19 protein-coding genes are annotated in these 20,986 nt (G+C 70.2%); 2 read left to right on the plus strand and 17 right to left on the minus strand.

Going from position 1 to position 20,986, the window contains the following annotated elements:
* The 6 genes from J4709_RS46385 to J4709_RS46410 all read right to left on the minus strand — a co-directional run.
* A partial coding sequence (locus J4709_RS46385; RefSeq protein ID WP_208251887.1) for a class I SAM-dependent methyltransferase occupies positions 1–556 on the minus strand: 556 nt, incomplete at its 3' end.
* Positions 557–578: 22 nt separating this feature from the next.
* Positions 579–1,106: a P-loop NTPase family protein gene (locus J4709_RS46390; RefSeq protein ID WP_232385094.1), complete on the minus strand. Its 528-nt coding sequence runs from the start codon at positions 1,104–1,106 to the stop codon at positions 579–581.
* A gap of 111 nt (positions 1,107–1,217) precedes the next feature.
* A complete protein-coding gene (locus J4709_RS46395) occupies positions 1,218–2,270 on the minus strand; it encodes a hypothetical protein (protein ID WP_208251889.1) in 1,053 nt (350 codons plus the stop codon).
* Complete coding sequence (locus J4709_RS46400) at positions 2,267–4,048, minus strand: carbamoyltransferase family protein (RefSeq protein ID WP_232385095.1); 1,782 nt, start codon at positions 4,046–4,048, stop codon at positions 2,267–2,269. The genes J4709_RS46395 and J4709_RS46400 overlap by 4 nt, the downstream gene beginning before the upstream one ends.
* Positions 4,048–5,025, minus strand: a complete 978-nt coding sequence (locus J4709_RS46405; protein ID WP_208251890.1) for a thymidylate synthase — start codon at positions 5,023–5,025, stop codon at positions 4,048–4,050. Before J4709_RS46405 ends, J4709_RS46400 begins: the two co-directional genes overlap by 1 nt.
* A 28-nt stretch (positions 5,026–5,053) precedes the next feature.
* Positions 5,054–6,139, minus strand: a complete 1,086-nt coding sequence (locus tag J4709_RS46410) for an NAD-dependent epimerase/dehydratase family protein (protein WP_208251891.1) — start codon at positions 6,137–6,139, stop codon at positions 5,054–5,056.
* 212 nt (positions 6,140–6,351) lie between these two features.
* On the opposite strand from J4709_RS46410, the gene J4709_RS46415 reads away from it, so the two are divergent.
* Entirely contained in the window at positions 6,352–7,743 is a 1,392-nt protein-coding gene (locus tag J4709_RS46415) for an NsdA family TPR-like regulatory protein (RefSeq protein WP_208251892.1), read from the plus strand.
* A gap of 117 nt (positions 7,744–7,860) precedes the next feature.
* Positions 7,861–8,610, plus strand: a complete 750-nt coding sequence (locus J4709_RS46420; RefSeq protein WP_208251893.1) for an FkbM family methyltransferase — start codon at positions 7,861–7,863, stop codon at positions 8,608–8,610.
* Here the strand turns inward: J4709_RS46420 and J4709_RS46425 are convergent.
* The 11 genes from J4709_RS46425 to J4709_RS46475 all read right to left on the minus strand — a co-directional run bounded on the left by J4709_RS46425 (position 8,594) and on the right by J4709_RS46475 (position 20,954).
* Entirely contained in the window at positions 8,594–11,923 is a 3,330-nt protein-coding gene (locus J4709_RS46425; protein WP_208251894.1) for a protein kinase family protein, read from the minus strand. The two genes, J4709_RS46420 and J4709_RS46425, sit on opposite strands and share 17 nt — an antisense overlap.
* Before the next feature lie 247 nt (positions 11,924–12,170).
* Entirely contained in the window at positions 12,171–14,900 is a 2,730-nt protein-coding gene (locus J4709_RS46430) for a BTAD domain-containing putative transcriptional regulator (protein WP_208251895.1), read from the minus strand.
* Positions 14,897–15,292 (minus strand): pilus assembly protein TadG-related protein, encoded by a 396-nt coding sequence (locus tag J4709_RS46435; protein ID WP_208251896.1) that lies wholly within the window; start codon positions 15,290–15,292, stop codon positions 14,897–14,899. The genes J4709_RS46430 and J4709_RS46435 overlap by 4 nt, the downstream gene beginning before the upstream one ends.
* Before the next feature lie 47 nt (positions 15,293–15,339).
* Positions 15,340–15,729, minus strand: a complete 390-nt coding sequence (locus J4709_RS46440) for a TadE/TadG family type IV pilus assembly protein (RefSeq protein WP_208251897.1) — start codon at positions 15,727–15,729, stop codon at positions 15,340–15,342.
* A 53-nt stretch (positions 15,730–15,782) separates the two neighbouring features.
* Positions 15,783–16,100 (minus strand): hypothetical protein, encoded by a 318-nt coding sequence (locus J4709_RS46445; protein WP_208251898.1) that lies wholly within the window; start codon positions 16,098–16,100, stop codon positions 15,783–15,785.
* A 74-nt stretch (positions 16,101–16,174) separates the two neighbouring features.
* Positions 16,175–16,399: a hypothetical protein gene (locus J4709_RS46450; RefSeq protein ID WP_208251899.1), complete on the minus strand. Its 225-nt coding sequence runs from the start codon at positions 16,397–16,399 to the stop codon at positions 16,175–16,177.
* Positions 16,400–16,437: 38 nt separating this feature from the next.
* On the minus strand, positions 16,438–17,229 hold the full coding sequence (locus J4709_RS46455; RefSeq protein WP_208251900.1) for a type II secretion system F family protein: 792 nt from the start codon (positions 17,227–17,229) through the stop codon (positions 16,438–16,440).
* A gap of 95 nt (positions 17,230–17,324) precedes the next feature.
* Positions 17,325–18,044, minus strand: a complete 720-nt coding sequence (locus J4709_RS46460; protein ID WP_208251901.1) for a type II secretion system F family protein — start codon at positions 18,042–18,044, stop codon at positions 17,325–17,327.
* Positions 18,045–18,205: 161 nt separating this feature from the next.
* Positions 18,206–19,564, minus strand: coding sequence for a TadA family conjugal transfer-associated ATPase (locus J4709_RS46465; RefSeq protein WP_208251902.1), 1,359 nt, complete (start codon positions 19,562–19,564; stop codon positions 18,206–18,208).
* Positions 19,561–20,370, minus strand: coding sequence for a CpaE/TadZ family protein (locus J4709_RS46470; protein WP_208251903.1), 810 nt, complete (start codon positions 20,368–20,370; stop codon positions 19,561–19,563). Before J4709_RS46470 ends, J4709_RS46465 begins: the two co-directional genes overlap by 4 nt.
* Positions 20,367–20,954 (minus strand): SAF domain-containing protein, encoded by a 588-nt coding sequence (locus J4709_RS46475; RefSeq protein ID WP_208251904.1) that lies wholly within the window; start codon positions 20,952–20,954, stop codon positions 20,367–20,369. The genes J4709_RS46470 and J4709_RS46475 overlap by 4 nt, the downstream gene beginning before the upstream one ends.
* Positions 20,955–20,986 lie beyond the last annotated feature (32 nt).

A 20,986-nucleotide genomic window follows, 5' to 3' on the forward strand; every position in this document is an offset into this window, starting at 1 on the left:
GTTGATCGAGTTCGTGGTAGCTGTCGGCGGACTTGGTGATCAGCAGTGCGATGCCGGCGGGTTTGAGGGTGCGGGCGATCTCGGCGATGGCATGGGCGGGCTGGACGGAGTGGTAGAGGCAGAAGATCGCGGTGGCGGCGCCCAGCGTGCGGTCGGCGAGGGGGAGGCGGTGAAAGTCGCCCTGGAGGAACAGCGGCCTGTTGACGTGCGGTCGGGTGGTGGTGAGGTGACTACGGGCTTCGGCGAGCATGGCGGCTGAGGCGTCGACGGCCAGGACCCGCAGGTGCGGGAAGCGGTCGAGGAGCGTGCGGGTGGGGCGTCCGTTGCCGCAGCCGATGTCGCCCAGCACGGGCGTGAGGTCACCGCGGCCCGTGGCGAAGGCGGGCGCGGCGGAGAGGAGCAGGTCCGCGGCTGTGTGAGCGACGTGCGACCCGTGAATTTTGGCGCTCAGTAGTGCGTTGCTGCGCCGGTCGACGCGGTTCCGGTCGGCGTACAGGGACGGGACCACGGCTGGGTCGGTGAACGGTCGTTCGGGGTGTTCGTGCGGCCGGGGCATCAGGCCACCGTCCGTCGGCCGGTCAGCGGGCGGCGCGTTCCAGTTCGTCGGCGATCCGGTTGGCTTGGCGGCGGGACTTGGCGATGAGGATCCGGGCGTCGGCGCCGTGCTCGGCGAGCAGCGCCCTGACGCGGGGTGCCATGCTCTTGCGATAGCCCCAGACGTACTTGATGAAGCCCCAGTTGATGGTGTCGTAGACCCCGTCGGCGTGCTGTCCGCCGCGGTAGCGCCATCGGCGCTGGAGGATGCCCCAGAGGCAGGTGGTGGCGGGCAGGTCGAGGAAGACGACGTGGGTGGCGCGATGCAGGCGGATGGGCAGGGTGCCGGCGTAGTTGCCGTCGATCACCCAGCGGTCTGCGGCGACGAGGTCGTGTTGGAGCTGGGCGAACTTGTCCTGGGGCAGCTTGTTCCACTCGTCGTCGTAGTAGACCGCGTCCAGGTGCGTGATGGAGGTGCCGAGGGCATCGGCGATGCGGCGGCCGACGGTGGTCTTGCCGCTGCCGCCGCAGCCGATGATCGCTACGCGCTCGACGGGTTCGTTGAGGGTCACGTGCATCGAAGGTAGCGACTGTCGAGGGATGCGGCGGCCATATGCGCCTCTCGTTGCGGACACGTCCAGGGCGAGGCGATGCCGTGATGCGGGCACCGCGGGGTGGGGTGGTCATAGCGGGCACCGCCGCTTCCACGGAGGCACGGTTGCCTGGTTGAGAAGCCGGTCCAGTGTGCGGAGTTGCTTTGAGAGGCGGAACGGGTCCAGGCGGGTGATGCAGCGGTCGATGAGGTCGATGTGCCAGCCCTTGCCGGTATCCGCGAGCAGGGCGGAGAGCACGTCGGCGGCGTGCTCGGCGTTGTCGATGATCAGTTCGCCGGGGACGGTCCGGTCCGCCGAACGCAGGTAGGAGGGAGCGAGGGGCAGGCAGCCGGCGAGGACGGCTTCGGGAAGCCTCTGGGTGAACTGTCCGCGGGCGGCGAGCCGGTCCGGGGCCAGCAGCACCGTGGCGAGCGATCGGCGATAGAGAGGCTGCACGGCGGCGAAGGGGATGCGGCCGGTGAAGTTCACCTTCGGCCAGCGTTCGGTGGCCGTCCATTTCCCTGCGACTTGATGGTCGAAGGACGGAGCGAGCGGCGCGAAGTACTGGTCGAAGGCTTCGTCACGGTCGTATTGGTTGCCGATGTAGACCAGCGGGAGATCTCGCTGTTCTGCGGCGAGGCCGAGGGGGTCGGCGGTATCGATGGCCTGGTCGGCGACTGGGAAGAGCAGGCTTTCGGCGCCGCGACGGGGGTGCAGGGCGGCCTCGCACACGGTGACGTGGGGAACCGCGCGGAGCGGATGCGCGGCGGGCAGTTGTAGATCCTTGTCCCACAGCAGCGTGGGCGTGTGCCGCCGGTAGGTGTAGTGGTTCAGCAGTTCGTGCTGGCGGTGCAGGTCGCAGGTGTGGCCGGGGGTGTTGCAGCTCGTGGTGTTCCGGCCGGGGATCGGCCACCGCCATTCGCAGAACAGCACGTCGATGCCGGGGAAGCCGGAGTTCCAGGAGTAGCGGCCGCCGAGGTCGTCGTCGGCCTCGTCCAGGTCGCGGTTGGTCTGCAGGAACACGACGTGGTGGCCTGCGTCGAGCAGGCCGTCGATGAGGGTGGCGCGGTGGCTGCGTCCGCCGTCGGGGGTGTCGGTGATGCCCGCGCCGAGGAAGCCCCAGAAGCTGTAGCCGATCTTCATGGTGTCGGCTCCGCTTTGACAGTCGGACGCACCACGGAGTTCTTGACGATCCACCAGTCCTCGATCAGCAGCGCGTCCAGGCCGGATTCGGTGAGGCAGTCCAGCGCGGCGTCCGGGGTACCGCAGATCGGCTTTCCCTTGATGTTGAGGCTGGTGTTGATCAGAACGGGGTGCCCGGTGATCGCGGCGAACGCGGCCAGGACTTCGGCCAGGAACGGGTTCTGCTCAGCGGTCACGGTCTGGACGCGTGCGGTGCCGTTGGCATGGACCACCGAGCCGAGCGTCCGGATCGTGCGGGCGGTGACGTTCGAGGCGATCGACATGAACGGCGAACTCTGCCCGAGGGTGAAGTACTCGGCGGCGTGATCGGCGAGCACGACGGGTGCGAACGGCCGGAACGGCTCGCGATACTTCACCGTCATGTTCAGCCGGTCCACCACTGTCGGCTTCAGCGGGGACGCCAGGATGGAGCGGTTGCCCAGTGCGCGAGGCCCGACCTCAAGGCGCCCTTGGAACACCCCGATGATCTGGCCCTCGGCCAGCCGCAGGGCGATCATCGCGGCGGGTGAGGCGATCTGGACGGCGGTCAGCCCGGGGCGGGGCCGGAAGGACATCTCGGATCTGGAGTACTCGGGGCCCAGGTAGCAGGCTCCGGCCCCGGAAGGAAGACGGCCGGTCAGACGATGCGCGACGGTGAGGGCGGCCCCGGCGGAGGTACCGGCGTCGCCGGGAGAGGGCGGGACCGTGACCTGTGCGAATCCGGCCTGCTGGCAGATGCGTCCGATCGCCACGCAGTTCATCGCGACGCCTCCTCCGAGCGCCAGATGCTTCGCTCCGGTCATCTCCCGTGCACGGCGGGCCAGATGCACCATCACCTGCTCGACGCGTTCTTGCAGCGCCGCTGCGAGGTCCTTGTGAACCTGCTCGATCAGGGTGCCGGCCAGCCGGGGCGGGCAGGTCGCGGCGATGAACTCGTCCGATACGCGCGGCCAGCGATGCGACAGCACCCGCAGCGGGAAGAGGCGGGTGTCGGTGCCGAACCCGTCGGCGTCGATCGGGATCGCACGGGCGAACAGGGGCCTGAACCGCGCGGGATCTCCGAGGGCGGCCAGCGCCATGACGGTGCCTTCCTCGTCGCCGCGCCGCCAGCCCAGGTGCTCGGTGACCGCGCCGTAGACGTAACCGAGCGAGGCCGGGTCGGTGATGTTGTGCACCCGTCTCAGCTCGACGCCGGTACGGCTGCGGTGGGCGCGCGAGATGCTGGTGGTCACTCGCTCGCCGAGGCTGTCGACCACCAGGACCGCGGTGTCGCCGGGGTTCTCGTCCTGGTCGTCGATTCCAGCGGCCAACGCGTACACGGCGTGGGCGAGGTGGTGTTCGACGTCGACCACCCGCGACATGGGGAACCGCTCGCGGAACTGCCGGAACCGAGCGCGGCCGTTGCGGTGGACGCGCGCGAACGAGTACGCCCGGGGCAGCGCCCGCCGGGCCGTGGACGGACGCAGCAAGTAGGGAAGTGCCTGAGCGGCGCCCGCCAGGTAGCGGCGCGGGCCGAAGTTGTAGGCCACGTGGGTCACCGCATCGGGCGTGAGCCCGGCCCGCTGCAGAAGCCAGTCGGCGGACTGCTCGGGATAGACGTTGGTGTGCTTGACGCCGTTGAGTCGCTCCTCCTCGACCATCCCGACGAGCTGGCCGTCGACGACGAGGGCGGCGGAGGAATCGTGGGTGCCCGAACACAGCCCGAGCACAACCGGCGAGGAGGTTCCGGTCCGGATCATCAGGCGGTTCCTCCCGTGCTTCCCGTCGTGTGCAGCAGGCCGGCCGCGCGGTCCAGGTGGGCGTACCAGGCCGTCAGAGCACGACCGAGCGGCCCGTCGATGCCCTGCGCGTGCGCGCGACCGTCGCTGGTGTCGCCGGACTTGTAGATGCGGTAGCTGCGCATCACCTCGGCCATCTCCGTCCAGCCCGGGTGCCCGCATTCGCGGCCGTGGATCACCGCCTGCAGAAGCTGGTCGAAGTCCTGCCAGGGCACGGCGAGCGGCGCCATGTCGGTGTGCGCGTCAGCCTGGGGAGGTGCCGCGGTGGCCAGGTCGCGGGCGTAGGGAAGGTGCTCGTCGTAGACGTGGAGCGAGCCGATGTGGTGGTGGTAGACGCCGAGTTCCGCACCGACCCAGCCGGCCACCAGCTCGTGCACGACCGTGTTGACGTAGAGGTCGTAGCAGAACCCCAGCCACAGGTCCTGGCTGCGCATCGTGGTGTGCATGTCGAGCCGGCCGCCGCGGAGGCTGAACCAGTACCCGAGCGTGCAGGGCACGTCTCGATGGCCCTGATGGTCGCGGGCCGGGTCCCACAACTGCACGACCGCGCGCCGCGTGGACGGGTCGGCGAGGAGTTCGCGCCGGACCAGGTCCAGCTGGTCCACCCCGCTCGCCCAGGAGCGCAGTCGGGGACCGTAGGCGCCGCGCAGGACGTGATCGTCGGCGAACTGCTGGAGCCGCTGGTTGTAGGTGTAGATCCAGTCGTCGTCGACTCCCGCCAGGATCCACACCGTCTCGGCCGCCGCGAACGCCGCGTTGATCACCCGCGTCGGAGGCGCGCACACCAGCCGCCGCCGGGGCCGGGCCAGCGACAGATGCGCATCGACGATCTCCCGGGTGCGCAGCCCGCGCGGTGCGTGCGGCGTGCCACTGCGGACCACGGCGTCGACGGCGGCCAGCCACAGCGTGGTGGCCGAATCGGCACTCACATTGATCATTGGTCTCCGCCTTTCTTCGGGCCGTCGTTCAGACCGCCGATGTCGACGCGTTGGTGCCAGAGCTCGGGCTGGGGTCGCTGGACATGTGCTGCCACATCCGCACCAGGCCCTCCCGCAGCCGGACCTGGGGGACGAAGCCGAGCACCCGGCCCGCGCGGGTCAGGTCCGCGCGGGTGCCTGCGGCGTCGCCGGCGCGTTCGCCGTAGGGCTCCAGCGCGACGCGTCGTCCGGTGATCTCCCCCACCAGGTCGGCGACCTGGATCAGCGACGCCTGGTCGGCACCGGCGACGTTGATCACTTCGGTCGAGCCCGCGTGCATGGGGACCTCGGCCGAGCGGATCACGGCGTCCACCAGGTCGCTGACGTAGGTCCAGGTGTGCAGCGCGTTGCCGTCGCCGAACAGCGGCATTGCCTGACCGGTGCGCGCCGCGTTGAACAGCCGCGGGACCACCATGGCCGGATTGCAGCCCGGCCCGAACGCGGTGAAGAAGCGCAGCGCTACCGCGCTGAGCGTCGAGCCGGGACGGCGGGCGTAGGCCAGCGCGAGGCGCTCGGCGGCGAGCTTCGACACCCCGTAGGGGGACGTCGGCTCCACCGGTTGGTCTTCGCGTGCGATTCCGCCGCAGGCGGGGCCGTACACGTGCGAGGACGACGCCACCACGACCCGCGGCACCCGCTGGCTCGCGCAGCCGTCCAGAAGCCGCTGCGTTTCCAGGACCGAGGTGGCGTGAGCCGAGAAGCCCGCTCCCCACGAGGCGGCCACGTCGGTGGCGGCGGCCAGGTGAACGACCGTGTCAACGCCGTACAAGGCGTTGGCGACCTCCGGGTCCGCCACCTTCGCCGTGAGGAGACGGAAACCGGAGTAGTCGTAGAGCCGGCGCAGCTGCCCGGAGGTGAGGGGGCAGGCGTTGACGGGCCTGGCGTCCACACCGACCACCGCGACACCTCGCTTCAGCAGCGCCAGCGCCAGATGCGATCCGATGAAGCCGCACACGCCCGTCACCAGCACCGTCCCGGGTAGCGGCGTGGTCAGGGGCTCGTCGACCCGCCGCCACGCGCTGGTGAGCGCGGCACCGTTCGAGGGGTTCGAAGAGGAGGCTGGTTGCGCAGGCATCGTGTCCGCTCTCTCTCGATGGGAGGTCCAGCGCGTCTCTGCGGTGGACCAGGAGGTCACGAACTCAGCGAACTACTTCGGCGTGTTCCTGACAGCAGTGCGTACAGTGCGGTGAAGAGCCGATGGTGCGGCCGGTAGCGGACCGGTGCGTATGTAGTCGGCGTGCAGCCGGTGGCCCTACTGTTCTTGACAGGCGGGATCCAGGAGGTGTCATGTCCGCCGCATCCCCGCTAGGCGAGCTGCTGGCAGTGTTCGGGCTGCGCACCGACCAGCTCGCGCGGCGCCTGAACGACATGGCCGAAGCCCTCGGCCGACCCGAACGGGTGCATACCAAGACGCCCTACAAGTGGCTTCGCGGCGAAGTGCCCCGATCGCCCTGGCGCTCCCTGACGGCGCTGCTCCTCGAACAGGAGCTCGGCCGTCCGATCAGCGTCGCCGACCTCGGATGGCCTCCGGACGACCTGGAGTGCGCCCCGGCGACCACGGGCCTGCAAACCGCATGGACGGCCGCCGGGACCTTGCGCGCGGTGCGCGCGGTCGCTGACGCTGGCTACATGGATCGCCGTAGCTTCCTCCTGCTGCTGGGGGCCTCACTCACCTCCCCAGCCCACGAGTGGCTCGTCGCCCACCCCACGACACAACTTGCCCGAGCCGGCGGGACGGCCGTTCCCGTCCATGTCGTCGACGACCTGGACGCCATCACGGCCCGGCTGCGCCACATGGACGACCAGCTCGGCGGCGGTCCCCTGCTCCGGCTGATCCACGAACACCTGCGCTACGTCACCACCCTGCTCTCCCACGGCCGCTACGACGACACCACCGGCAGGCGGCTCCACGCCACCGCCGCCGAGCTCCTCCGCCTCGCCGGATTCACCGCCTTCGACAGCGGCCAACACGGACTCGCACAGCGCTACTGGGTGGCCGGCCTGCACGCCGCCCACACCGCAGGCGACCGGGCCCTCGGCGCCAACATCATCGGATTCATGTCCTGCCAGGCCAAAGACCTCGACGGCGGACGCGAAGCCGTACTGCTCGCCCAAACCGCCCGCACCGGCTACCCCGGAGCCAGCGGCCGCGTCACCGCCATCCTGGAGCTGCGCGCCGCCGAAGCCCACGCCAACGACCAAACCGCCACGACCACCCGACGCGCGACCGACATCAACCGGGCGATCGACACCGCCTTCGAGGCACTCCAGGCCACCAGCCCAACATCGGGCGACCCCGGCTGGAGCTACTGGATGACCACCACTCACGCCCACGGCCAGGCCGGCTATTGCTACCTGCGCAGCGGCGACCACCAACGCGCCCGCCACCACCTACGCCGGGCCGTCCAGGACGACCCCGCATCACGCGAAGGCGCACTACGGCAGATCTTCCTCGCCACCACCTACATCCAGCAGCCGCAGCCGGAACTCGAACCCGCCCTCTCCTACGCGCACCAGGCACTCGGCACCCTCGCCGACCAGGTCGACTCCGCCCGCTGCCGCAATCACCTATCGCGCTTCGCCGAACAGCTGGCCCCCTACCAGCGCAACAACAACGTCCGAACCTTCCTCAGCCAAGTCAAAGAGACCAAGGCGCCCAACAGCCGCCAGCACGCGTGAGGCTTGGTGGGACAGCAGGGGATGATCTTCCTGCCGCCCATCTACCCACCAAGATCAATCTCCGCGCTAGGAGAGACACTTCTACTTCAGCGCGGAACGACCCGTAGGTTGCCGGGTGTGAGCGGTTATAACTTGATCGCGTACGCGGGGAACGCGGAGGACGCGGTGCTGATGCGCGCCTTCGCCGGCCGGCTGGGCGGGTTCTTCGTGGACGTCGGGGCCGGCGACCCCGTCAGCGGTTCGCTCACCAAGAACCTGGTGGACCGCCTGGGCTGGCGCGGGGTCAACATCGAGCCGTTGCCCGAGCGCCACGCGCGTCTCACGCGGGCCCGGCCGGATGACGTCTGCCTGCGGACGGCCGTTGGGGACGAGCCCGGCACCGCGAGATTCTTTCGGATCGTTCCAGGGCGGGGAAAGACGGGCGGCGGAGGCCTCAGCACGCTGCGCCGGGACGTGTTGGCAACCCACCTGGCGGACGGTTGGCGCTATGAGGAATTTGACGTCGAGGTCGTCACACTGGAGTCGGTGCTCAGCGCGCACGCGAAGCCGGGCTTCGACCTGCTGAAGGTCGACGTGGAAGGCGCCGAGGCAGCCGTGCTGCGGTCGACCGACCTGAGCAAGTGGCGGCCGCGGGCGATCGTGGTCGAGGCGACCTTCCCGCTGACGAGGCGGCCGAGTCATGAGGATTGGGAGCCGGGGGTTCTCGCCGCCGGGTACAGGCTGGCGCTGTTCGACGGCCTCAATCGCTTCTACGCGCGCGACGACGAGCCGGAGTTGCGCGAGCAGCTCGCCGTACCGGCCAACGTGTTGGACAACTACATCCCGTACGCGTGCGCCCGCCGGGCCGGGCTCATCGAGCCAGAGTGAGCAGGTCGGGGCGGTGGTCTCGCAGCCATCGCCTGATCCACGCGCCATCGGTCTCCGCGAGGCCGAGGGCCGGGGTATCGATGAGGCGGCGCAGCATCATCAGCGGCAGCAGCGCATCCAGGGATTCGGGGTCGACGGCGTCCTCGCCGTAGCCGTCGATGAGCGGGCCGGGTTCACCGCCGCGCGGCATGTCGACGGCCAGGGACCAGGCCAGGTCGAGCATCGGGGGTCCGGATTCGGTTGCCCCTGGGTCGAGTAGTCCGGTGAGGGTGTCGCCGTCGAACAGCGCGTTGTGGCAGACCGCGACGTCGCCGTGGATCGCGGTCATCGCAAGTCCTTCGCAGACCGCGCCGAAGTGTTCCGCGAGGGTCGTGTAGGCGGCCGGGGCGGCGGATCGGGCCCAGCCCAGCAGGACGCCCAGCGCGCCGGGATCGTCCAGTCGTAGCCCGTCACCAGGGGACCGGGAGTGCCAGAGCCTGAGCTGGTGGCCCAGTGCGCGCTGCCGTGCGGCTGTCGGACGGTCCGCGTGGGCGCCGTCGAGGCGCTCCAGGATGGCCCACCATGCCTCCCCGTTGGTCCCGGCGTCCAGCAGTCGGGGTGCGCGGAGACCGGTCGCGGCGCGTATGTCCTCGAAGTGGCGGACGGTCTCCAGCCGTTCGTGCAGCCGCCGGCGAACCTTGGCCACCGTCCGGACACCCGGCACGACGCCATCGGAGCCGAGCGTGGCGAGCGCGGCGGCGAGGTCGCGTGGGCCGTCGAACGCTGGACTGGCCAGCGCGGCCGCCACCGCGGTCTCCGCGAGCGCCTCAGGTACCCGGCCGGTCGTGATCAGGGCCCGGCGGTCACCGACGTCCAAGGGGCCGCAGACCGGTGCTTTCAGGCGGGCCAGCGCCGCGCGCCAGCGGTGCCGCGCGGAGTTCGGATCGTCCAGCCACTCGACGGCGCTGAAATCGGCGTCCAGCGCCGCCCATGACCGCGCCACCGGTTCCCAGACGGGAAGGCAGTCATCGCACAGGTTCTGTGCGGCGCGTGCGGCCTGGGCGGTCTGACCGGCGGAGGCGTCCAGGAGAACCTGCAACGCCTCGACGGGCAGTAGTTCACGCGTGGCCCCGAGGTCACTGAAACGGCGCGCCGCGGCCTCCAGAAGGCCGGCGGACTGGCGGCGTTCGCCGCGTAGTGCCCGCGCCATGGCTTCTGCCATGTCGCACTGGGCGAGGCCGATCGGCTCGCCGGCAGAGCCGTTGAGGTCACGCGCCCGACCCAGTAGCGACAGCGTCCGGTCGGGGTCGTACCACATCAGCGCCAGCAGCAGATGCCGCAGGGCCCGGGCCTCCCACAGCGGCGCGTTCGCAGCACGGGCCGCCTGCAGGGTCGACTCGAAGAACCCGGCCGCTTCGGCGAATCGCGCGTTCTGTAGGTAGGTGTGACCGAGCAGGTCGGCGGCCCGCACCTTGTCGGGTCCTGTCGGTGATGCGTCCTGCATCAGCCGGGCGACGGTCTTGTAGTCGCTGCGGCGCAGCGCGTTGTCGGCCAAGCCGAACCGGGCGCTCCCGCCGATGAGGGACGCGGCCTCGATCCCCGACAGGTGGTCGGCGGCCTGGTCGACCTGGCCGATGACGTGTGCGCGGCTGGCCAGCTCGTGCCGGTAGTAGTCGGCGAAGGGCCCGTCCGGCTCCCCGACCAGCTCGCGCAGCGCCCGGTAGCGATCCTCGGCGTTGACGTCTCCCCGCGCCGTGACGCGCGCGAACTCGGTCAGCCGATCCAGTTCCGGCGAGCCGGGCAGTTCGGGGAGAGACACCAGGACTTGCCAATGCCCAAGGACGGTGAGGCTGTAGGCGATGTCGCCGAGGGCCGACGGCACCAGACGATGCTCGTCCGCCGCGCGCAGGACCAGCAGGAACGCCGCCACGCATCGCCTGCTCCGCACCCCCAACGCCAGAGGGTGGTCGGCGTCGTCGTCCCAGACCTCCAGCGCGGTGGTCGTCAGTTGCGCAATCGCACGTTCGGCGTTGCGCCTCCGTTCGGCGTCCGTCCAGCCGTCGTCGATGTCGGCGTCGCATTCGATGACGCTGCGGCGCAGGTTCTCATGCAAGCGATACGGCGGCCAGACAGTCTCGTCCCGCCGGACGAACGGACGTTGCACGAACCTCTCGATCTGCCGCAGCCGCAGATGCGGCAGCACCGCGTGCAAGACGTCCTCGTCGAATGCCTCCAGCAGCGCGGCCGCCCGCAGCAGGTCGCGGTCGGTCGCCGACAGGTCCCGCATCGTCCGCAGCACCAGCTCGGGGAAACCGACCCCGAACATCTCAGCGAACGGAGTTTCGCCACGCGCGAGGTACTGCCCGAACAGCTCGGCGGACAGGTCGAGATAGAGCGGCGACCCGCCCGAACCCGCGATAATCCGTTCCCGGATCGCCGGCCCGATCGCCGGCGTCCCGTCCACCGTGAGACGGGTCGACAGGTACGCCTCGGCCGACACCCGGTCGAACCCGTCGAGGCCGAGCTGGTCACCGCCCGCCAGGCCCGGCCAGCGGCGCTCACCGCCGTAGGTCAGCGTGGCGGCCCGGCCCGGGTCGTGCCAGCGCAGCGCCAGCCGCCCGGCGGCCACGAACACCACGTTGGGCATCAGGTAGACCAGCCGCGACACCAGGTCCTCCAGGCCGCCCCGTTCAGCGGGCAGGCGCTGGACGTTCTCGAGGGTGTCCAGCACGCACAGCGCCAGCGCCGGACGTTTGCGGCGTGCCCGCTCCAGGTCGGCGGCCAGCAGGACCGGCATGTACCCCAGCATCCGATCCGGGTCCTGCTCGCTGAGGATCGGATCGAGCGCGGGCAGCCCGTTCCGAAGCCGCTTCAACCTCGTCTTCTGCGCGGCGGTCCGGCCCAGAAGGTTAAGCGCCCGGTACGCCACCGACAGCGCACCGAAACCGCCGAGGAGCTGGTCGACGGTGTCGCCGACCTGGTCGGCCACGCCCAGCGAATCGGCCGTGGACTCCTTGCGCAGGAACGTTGTCAGCGACTCGCCCGGATGCTTGCGCTGCCAGTACACGGCCAACGCCACATCGAACGCCGACCACGACCGCGCCAGCGGCGCGAGCGCCGCACGCATCCGCAGCAGGCCGGCCTCGAAGCTGGAACTGGCCGGGTCGGCGAAGTCGAGCACCGCGCGGGCGCCGCGCCGCGGCAGACCGTCCAGCTTCCCGGACACCGCCAGCTCCACGACGTGCCGGGTCAGCGTCGACTTGCCGATGCCGCCTTCACCGCACACGGCGATGAGGTTGGACGCCGGCCGTTGGAAGTCCAGCAGCTCATCCACGGTCCACGCCCGCCCGGCAGCCTCCGCGAACCGCTCCCGGAAGGCCCGAATCTGCGCTTCCCGGTTAGTGAACACGTGCTGTACTTCGAATGGAGCGCGCGGCCCGAAGCTGAAGAACTGGTCGACGTCCACCTCGACAGCCGATCACATCCGCCGGACCGTGACAACGCCGCTTCTGCCCTCAGGCGTTGCCCGATGCTCGCGCGGCACCGGCACATACGCATCTCGCGAACGCTCGCTCACGCCCTCAGCCCCGTTTCGACGGCCGCAGCAAGAAGTGAAAAAGCTGAGAGGTTTCCTCTTCGGCTTCGGCGTCGATGTCAAAGAGGCGGCCCTCGAGAAGTCCGTAGGTGCGGCGGATGGCGTCCGGACGGCCGAGGCGGGCTTGCAGCCGCATGATGTGGCGGTACAGGGGCTCTGCGAAGGCGTCGTGCTCGATGGCCCGTTCCAGCACGGCCAGCGCTCGTTCCGGATCGTCCTCTTGGATGATCCGGGCGAGGTTCGCAAGGGCTTCGCCGATGGTACGGCGGAGGTATTCGCGCTGGTTCTGGGCCCAGATACCGTCCAAGCCGCTGGCGAACTCGCCGGTGTAGAGGTCATCGACTCGGAAGAGCGCCTCGGTTCGGGCGTCGTCGTCGGTACCTGGCCCGGCGTCCGCGAGCGCAGCCATCAGCTCCCAAAGGTCGACGTCGAGGACGGCGGAGTCGATGCGGTAGCGGCCCGCGCTGTGGAGGATGTACTTGGGTTCTTCGAGACCGGTGGCGTTCCGAAGGACGCCACGGGCGTTGTTGACCGCGGTGTTGAACTGCGCAACGAGCCCGCCGGGGCTCTCGTCCGGCCAGAGGTCGGCGATGGCCTGGTCACGGGTGACGCCGTCCGGATGCAGGCTGAGATAGGCGAGCAGGTCGCGGGCGCGCTGACGGAGTCCGGTGTTGATCGGGCCGTCCGGGGTGTGCAGGCTGACGTGCCCGAGCACGTTGAGGCGGGCCGGGCGGCACCGCTCCTCTCCGGAGGGACGCGGAGGCGGCACCATGGCCGAGACGGGTTGTGCTTCGGGTTCCGGCGCGTCGTCCGTGCTCGCGGGCGGAGCCGGAAGGTCGGGTTCGTTGCCGGTGGCGGTGCGGAGGGTCCGCAGCAGGTCCGTGGCGTCGTCGGCGGTCAGGTGGAACATGCGGGTCCCGGTGAACCGTGCGGCGTCGGGGCCGTCGGCGTCGGTGACGGTCGCGTCCGCGGCGAGTTCCACGGTGGTGCCGGACGGCCAGGCGCCGAGCACCAGGACGCCGATGCAGTAGCGGCGGCCGAGGGCGGCGATGACGGACAGGACTTCGCTGCCCGGCGGTGCCGACGCGACCAGAAGGATGGTCTCCAGAGGTTCGCACTCGTCATAGGCGCGGAAGCCGGGCACGTCAGAGACTTCACTCGTGAGTATCAGGCGACCGCGCCGGAAAAATTCGGCCTCCGCGCGGTCGGTGGCCTCCCGCAGCGACGGCGTGACGATCAGCCCTTCGAGCTCCGTGCCCAAGCCGATGATGTCGTCGCCGGGGAAGAGCGTCTGCGCGTCGGCGCGCGGAATGATGACCTCGGCGCGGTAGCGGCGAGCCTGGGCCAGAAGTTCGGTGGTGATGGCGCGTGCGACGGCGTGGCCACCGTCACCGCTCAGACCGAGGTTCAGCCCGGCGAACGACACCGCGATGGCATTGCCATCGCGGGTTCCGAGGACGATCTGGTCCGGGTGTGCGGCCAGCATGTCCTTGTACGCGATGTCGGTGTCGGACGGGACAGGGGCGCCCCGGTCGGCGTGGGTCTTCAAGTGGGCTTGGTGGGCCTTGAGGACCGGGGCGGGAATCGGAGGCTCCTCGGCGGGGCGCGGCGGCGAGCCGGGGTCGAGGATCAGCGGGCGTCGACGGCGCCGGTGCAGGCGGGTCGCGGCCACGGCGACACTGAGCACTGCAGCGAGACCGAGACCGATGCGGGACCCGGACGGCAGGGAGATCTCCAGCGGCGAATGGTGGTCGTCCTGGTGGTGGTGCGGTGCCGCGGGCGCGACGCTACCGGAACGCTCGGCGGGCGGCGCCACGACCGGAGCCTGCACTTGGGGCGGCTTCGACGCGCTGGACGGTGAGCCTGTCGGGGCCGGCTGCCGAGCGCCGCTTGAGTGCCCGGCCTCGTGCTGTGAGCGTGTTCCCGTCTTCGATGAAGGTGCCTCATGCGTGCCGGGTCGGGGAAGCAGGACACGTTGGCCTGGGCGGACCAGGTCCGGGTCGGTGAGCTCGGGGAGCCCATGGGGCTGGTGGACGTCCTGGCTGGTCTTGAAGATCTTGGGATAGAGGGTCCCGGAACCGTAGGTGCGTCGGGCGAGATCCCAGAGTGTTTCGCCTCGCTTGACGATGTGCGTCCGCCAGGGGTGCGGGTCCGGCTCCGGCTCGCTGGGGGTCTCGTCGGCCAGCAGCGGCGTCCACTCGGACGCACCCGTCGCCGGTGCCGGCGTGCTCATTCCGGATGTCGAGTGCCCCTGCTTGCTCGGTGCGGGGTCGGCAGCGGCTTGGACACCGGTCGCTGTGTGCATGTGCGTCGCGGCGGAGGCGGACGAGGCGAGAGACGCAGCGGCGCTGAAGGTGAGCGTCGCCGTGGCGACCAGGTCACGGATCAGCTTCTGCATCGGCCACGCCGAACTCAGCATGGCGGGCTTGGAGCGCCCGCGGAGGTAGCGGACCAGTTCGGCGCAGACGGTGACGATGAACAGGCACCATGCGCCCCAGCCGATGAGCCGGATCGTGGCGATGAACACGGTCTGGTCGGTGTCCGGCCGCATCAGCGTCGTGCTGATCTCAGCCCAGGTCGGGAGCTTGTCCGGGAGGGGCGAGCCGAACATCTTGTACATCGCGACCGGGAATCCGACCAGGAGGAAGGCAAAGACCGCCAAGGCGCCGAGTCCGCGTACGAAGTCGGCGAGACGGCTGTGTCCGGTGTAGGTCACGGTTGGCGGGGTCCTTCCACTCCAGAGGTCAGGTTCGCGGTCGCTCCACCGTCCGCATGCAGGGTCGAGACGCCGATCAGCGATAGGAACCGCGCGGGTCGCGTGACGGAGACGTGGACACGGATGGAACGCCTCCCGGACCTGGTCACGGTGCCGGTGTAACCGCTGGTCCGCAGGTAGTAGCGGGCCGCCTGCATCGCGGACTGACGGTCCACGAGGAACTGTCCACGGTCATAGGCTCGGTCCCGGTCTACTTGTCCGGCGCCGGCGCGGGCGGCCTCTTGCGCGGCGGTGTTGGCGTCCTGTCGAGCTTCCAAGACCTGCTCGAAGTCGACTACGGCGCCGAAGAACACCACGACGACCAGCGTGATGATGACGGCGAAGACGCTCACGCTCCCGCGTTCAGGCCGTGCCCTATGAACGCGTCCCGGTGTCCTTCTCATTGAGCCGTCCGGTAGGGGTCGATCGGCGAGCGATGGGTCTTGGTGACGGTTCGGGCGCCTGGCATTCCCGGTAGCCCGACGTCGCGGAGCCGAACCGTGCAGGTCACTCGCGCGGAGACCGTGGCGGGTTGTCCGACTGGACGATTGAATCCGGACAGGTCGAGCCGGACGGACGGCGTGCAATGCAGTCCCCGGTCGTGCAAGGTGCGCATGGCGCTGGTGCTCGCGGCGGCTTGGGCTTGTCGGGCGGTCCGGGCGATGGAGGCTTGCCGTGCGGCGTCGGCGGCGGCTTGCGCGACCACGGCGCTGCCGTGAACAACCCGCATCACCACGAGCAGCCCGGCGAGGAACGTGATGAACACCGGCGCCAGGATCGCGGTCTCCACCACCGCGTTTCCCGCGTCCCGCGTCCGGCCCGGCGTCCGGTTGTTCCTTGGGTTCACGCCGGTCCCGGTGTCGTGAACCGTTCACGGGCGCCGCGTACGGTCCTGGACACGGTGATGTCGACGCCGGGCAGCAGCGACGGGGCGTGCCCGGTGACCCGGACGACGATGGTGTTCGTGCCGGACACGGTGACGGCGGGCGTTTGCAGGACGGGTTCTCGGCGGGCGAAGGACGCGGCGACGGCGCGTCCTCCGCTGAAGGTGCCCTGGCGGGCGCGGGCCACGCGGAGTCCTTCCTCGGCGGCCGCCTGTGCGACGTCGCGTGCGACCGACACCATCACTGCCTGCGCCAGCGCGAGGAACAGCAGCCCCACCGCCGGGAAGGTGATGGCGGTTGCGACCGTCGCCGATCCCGCATCCCTTCGCCGTTGTGGTCGTCGAGGCGTGTTCACGGGCCGGAGGCGCCGGGGATCTTGCCGATCCAGCCGTGCACCTTGCTGGACACGGCCATGTAGACGACGAACGCCAGCCCGGCGAAGCCGGCAACGATGATGATCGTCTCCACCACCCCCGAGCCCCGGTCGTCTCGCTCCCGCAGGGCGGTGGCGAGGCGGCGGCCTCGGTCGTGGACGGCGAGGGCTGCGCGGAGCATGGCGGCGTTGAGTGTGTTCATGGTCCCCCGATGAGCTGGTGCGTGAACGCTCCGGCGTGTCAGCCGGACGCCAGGAGTTTGGAGAAGAAGGGGAAGCCGACCAGGATCACGAAGCCGAGCATGAGCAGGCTGGTCGGCACCCACATGGCGGTGGTGCGGGAGTTGGCCTCGGCGCGTGCGGAGGCGGACGCCTCGTGACGCATGGAGGTGATCTTGGCGACCAGGACGTCGTGCATCTTGGCGCCCTCGCTGCCCGCGATCTCGGCGGTGTGGGCCAGGTCGATCAGGTCGCGGACGCCGATCTCCTCACCGAGCCGGGACAGGGCCCGCCAGGGCTGCTCCTGGCCGTTCCGGGCTCTGGTGAGCGCCTGGTGGACGTGCTGGAACGGCCACCCGTCGGTGATCTTCGCCGGGTTCTCCAGCGCGGCGTTGAGCGCGGCGCCGGCTTCGCGTTCCAGGACGACGAGCTGCAGGTAGGAGGTGAAGGCGTACCGGAAGTCACGGCGACGCTGACGAGCCTGGGACCGTACGTTCCAGTCCGGTACCAACCACAGGATCACAGCCAGGACAACCCCGGTGACGATGGGGAACGTCCAGGGCAGCGAGCCGCCCGTCAACGCGACCAGGCCGCCGAAAACCGGAGGCACGACGAGCCCGGTGACGAGCAGAACGAGCTTGTCGAGCATGAACCGCTCGGCCGGACGTCCGAGCAGTGCCAGGTCGGCTCGGGGTACGGCGAGCGTCCCGGCCGGACGTGCGACACGATCCGCCAGCCATCGGCCGAGGCGCTCGCCGGTCTTCAGGTCGTTGGTCGGGGGCGCGGGGAGCAGTGTGGGCTGGATCCGGGCCATAGCAGCGTCCAAGCGCGGAGGCGCCGGCCACACCCCACGAATGAACATGAGGATGCCCACAGCGCCCAAGACCCCGCTAAGGGCGGCGAGAACGATCACAGCTCGGCTCCTGGGACGGCGGATGTCGGGTGGGTGGTGTGCATGAATCTCGCTCCGGTCGACAGGACGACGAGGCGCCGCATCCACCACAGGCCGGCCCCGTAGATGGCCGCGACCACGGCGAGCACCGTCTGTCCGAGCGCGGTGCCGTAGGGGGCGGCGAGTGTCTGCGACGAGGCGAACAGCACGCTCAGGGCCATGACCGAGCCCACGATGACGATCAGCGTCGTGCGCAAACCGGCTCGTTCGGCCTCGACGTCCCGGCGGACGAGAACCTCCTGCTCGACGGCGTCAGCCAGCAGCCGCAACGCCTCACGCGTCCCCGGACCGCGCCGGCGGGCGGCCAGCACCAGCGCGCAGGCGATCAGATCGGCGATCGGGTCGTCCAGCTCGTCGGCGAACGCCCGCAGCGACTGCTCGGGATTTGCATGGTTGTTCAGTCTCCTGGCCAGCACGGTCACCGGCCCGCGGATCGCCTCGGGCGCGATACGGGCGCTGTCGGCCAGCGCCTGCTCCAGGCCCCGGCTCGCGCCGATCATCTCCGCCAACCGCCGCGACCACTGCGCCAACGCGTCCAGCCGCGCGATCCGGCTCTGCGGCCCACGTCCCGACAGCATCGGCGGAACCGCGTACACCCCGGCCCCAGCAGCAACGGCCGCGACCGGCCACCCCGACACCAGGAACACCGCCAGCGCCGCCACGGCACCGGCGACCAATCGATTACGACGCCCGGGCCAAGCCGACGAACGCACGAGCGTCCGCAGGCGCGAAGGCGGACGCCCCTGCCGCGTCGCGGGCTCGGTTCCCCGCAGCCCGGCCACGAGGCTGATGACCGCACCGGCGGCGCAAAGGCCGGCCAGCGCGGCGAGGACCACCATCACACCCACGCCTCCGCCCCGGTCCTGAGCAACTCGGGATCAAAACCTTGCACCACCAGGTCGTCGAGGAGTGCGGCGCTGATGTGCCCACCCGCAGGGGTCGCCCGGCCGTCCGGGCCGGGCCGGAAGACGAGGTTGCGGGTCGGTTCCACCGAGTCCCCCGGCGGGCCGATCTCCATCACCTGCGACACGAACCGCTCGTTGCTCGCCTGGTCGCGCTCCAGGTAGACCACCAGGGGCTCGGCCAGCCCGAACATCAGATGCACGTCATCGGCGCCCAAGCCGAGGTCGGCGCGGCGGCCGAGCTGGACGACACGGCTGAACACATGCTCGGGCCGGTGAACGTGAAGGGTGCACATCGAGCCGCGCGCCCCGGAGTACATCACCTCCAGCATCGGAGCCAGCTCCCCCTGCCGCGCCTCACCGACGATCACCCGGTCAGGGTTCAGCCGCAGGCACGCCGGCACCAGATCCTGCAGACGTACCTCGCCCGCGCCCTCTGCGTTTGCCTGACGTGCTTCCATCGCGACGACATCGTGGTGCCGGTGCGCCAGGCGCGGGTCGTCCAGGAACAACTCGAAGTCGCTCTCCAACGTGATGACCCGCTCCTGCGGCGGGATCTCGTTGGCCAGCGCGCGCACCAGTGTGGTCTTACCGGTGTTGACCTCACCGCAGACGATCACGTTCCGACGCGCCCGGATCGTCGCCTTCAGGAACGCCTCCAGCGGCTCGGTCAGGGTCCCGAGCTCGGTGAGCTGCCGCAGGGTCACGTCGACCAGGCGGTGAACGCGGATCGCCAGATGCGGGCGCCTCGACACCCAGCCCACCACGGCCAGCCGGACGCCGTCGGAGAGCGCGACGTCCAGGAGCGGCGACGCATGGGAGAACTCCCGGCCGCTGTTCCCGCGCCGCGCCAGCAGCTGCACCCACTCGACAAGGTCGTCGTCGGTTTCCGCCACCGACGGCCCCGGCCGCTTGCTGCCGTCGGTATAGCTGATCCAGGTCTGCCGGCACCCGTTGACGACGATGTTTTCCACATCGGAGCGTTCCAGGTAGGGCTGCAACGGACCGAGGCCGAAGCGGCGGTCGAACACTGACCGCGCGACCCTCTGCAACTCCTCGGCCGACATCACACGGCCGACCGCCAACTGGTCATCACCCCACGACCGCACCTGGGCATCGATCAACTGCCGCGCCCCTACGCGGTCGACACCGTCCCGCAGAACGTCCGCGAGCTGGACGGACACCGCGCGGACAGCCGCCCACAGATCCGCGTCGTCCGCGCCATCGTGCGACGACGCGGGTCCTACGGCACGTGCCCCGTCCGGCCCGGCGAACGTCCATCCCGGCGCGCTCACCACTCACCCCCAACGACGGCACCCGCACCCGACAGAACCGTCCCGCCCACGTCCCCGCCGACTTCGGACGCGGCGCGGTCGGTCGCGCGGAGTCGCCGCCCCATACATCTCAACGACCGCAGGAGCAGCGACGTCTTGAATGTCCTCCGAGCTGGAGCCCCATCCGAGAGCACGGACGCATCGTCAGGCGAGTACGGCAGTTCGGCCAGTACCGGTGTTCCGAGGACCCGCTCGACCTCCGCCGCACGATGCGGGCCGTGCGAGATCAGGCACAGGCCGATAGTCCCGCGGCCGCCCCTGAGGTCCTTCAAGGCGTCGATCCGCGCCCGGGCGGCGTCAACCTGCCTCAACGTCGGCTTCAGGACCATGACCAGGGTGTCCGCCGTCGCCAGCAGTTCAGTGGGGGTATCGCGTCCACCGATCCGGCCCAGGTCGGCGACCACGTCGCCTTCTCGCAAAGTCAGGGCCTCGGCCAGGCGACCCCACAACGTCCCGAGCCGCACCCCGTGCCGAGGATCGCGAACGCCGTGCAGCAGCTCCACGGTGCCCTCGCCGGGGACAGGAAGCACATAGTCGTCCAGCGGAAGCCGCGCGCGCGTCCCGGTCTCGGCGGTCATCGCGAGCCCGAGCAGCCCCGGCCCGGCGGATTCGCTGAGCCGATCCGCCATGAAGCCGGGCAGGATACCTCGCCCCATGGGATCGCATTCGGCCAGCAGCACCTTCGTCGGCCACGTGACCGCGAGCCCCAACGCGGTGGTGGTGACGCCCGGTGAACCGCCCGCCGAGACCACGCAGTACAGCGTCACGTTCCGTCCTGTCTTTCCGTGGCCACCAGGACGACCATCCCGGCCGCCGCCTGCCGCGCGACCTTGCCGCTGTCGGCATCGGGCACCATCAACGACACCGTCGTCGACCCGTCGGTGTCCGGCTCGTCCACCTGGTCGACCACCGCGGCGACCTCCCGAGGAACGATGGACTCGGCGCGGCTCTGCTGAGCGCCGTCCGCGGGTTCCTGGCCCTGGCCGCCGGCGGTGAACACCACGCGGACCTTCCACCCCGGAGCTAACCCGGGCGGCATCGCGCCGGGCTTCAACGACATGCCCACGAGCGTTCGCCCCGCCGGGGGACTCTGCTGCGTCGACAGTTGCGACACCGCGAGAAGTGTCCCTTGACGCAACGCCACCGCAGCCCGCCGCCCGACCACCTGGTCCAGCTGACGGGCGGGAATCACCGCCACACCAGGCTCCACTGCGACCCTGGCCCGCTCAAGATCAGCCTGCGTGATCTCGTGGTCCGCCGCGACGTCACGCGCCACCTTCACGACCGACACCCGCTCACCCGAGGAAACGAACAGGTAGACATTGGTCGCCACGGCGAACAGCACCAACATGGCCGCCCCGATGAGAAACCCCGGACGCCGCT

It is taken from the genome of Actinomadura violacea (assembly GCF_017573465.1).
Taxonomy (GTDB): domain Bacteria; phylum Actinomycetota; class Actinomycetes; order Streptosporangiales; family Streptosporangiaceae; genus Spirillospora; species Spirillospora violacea.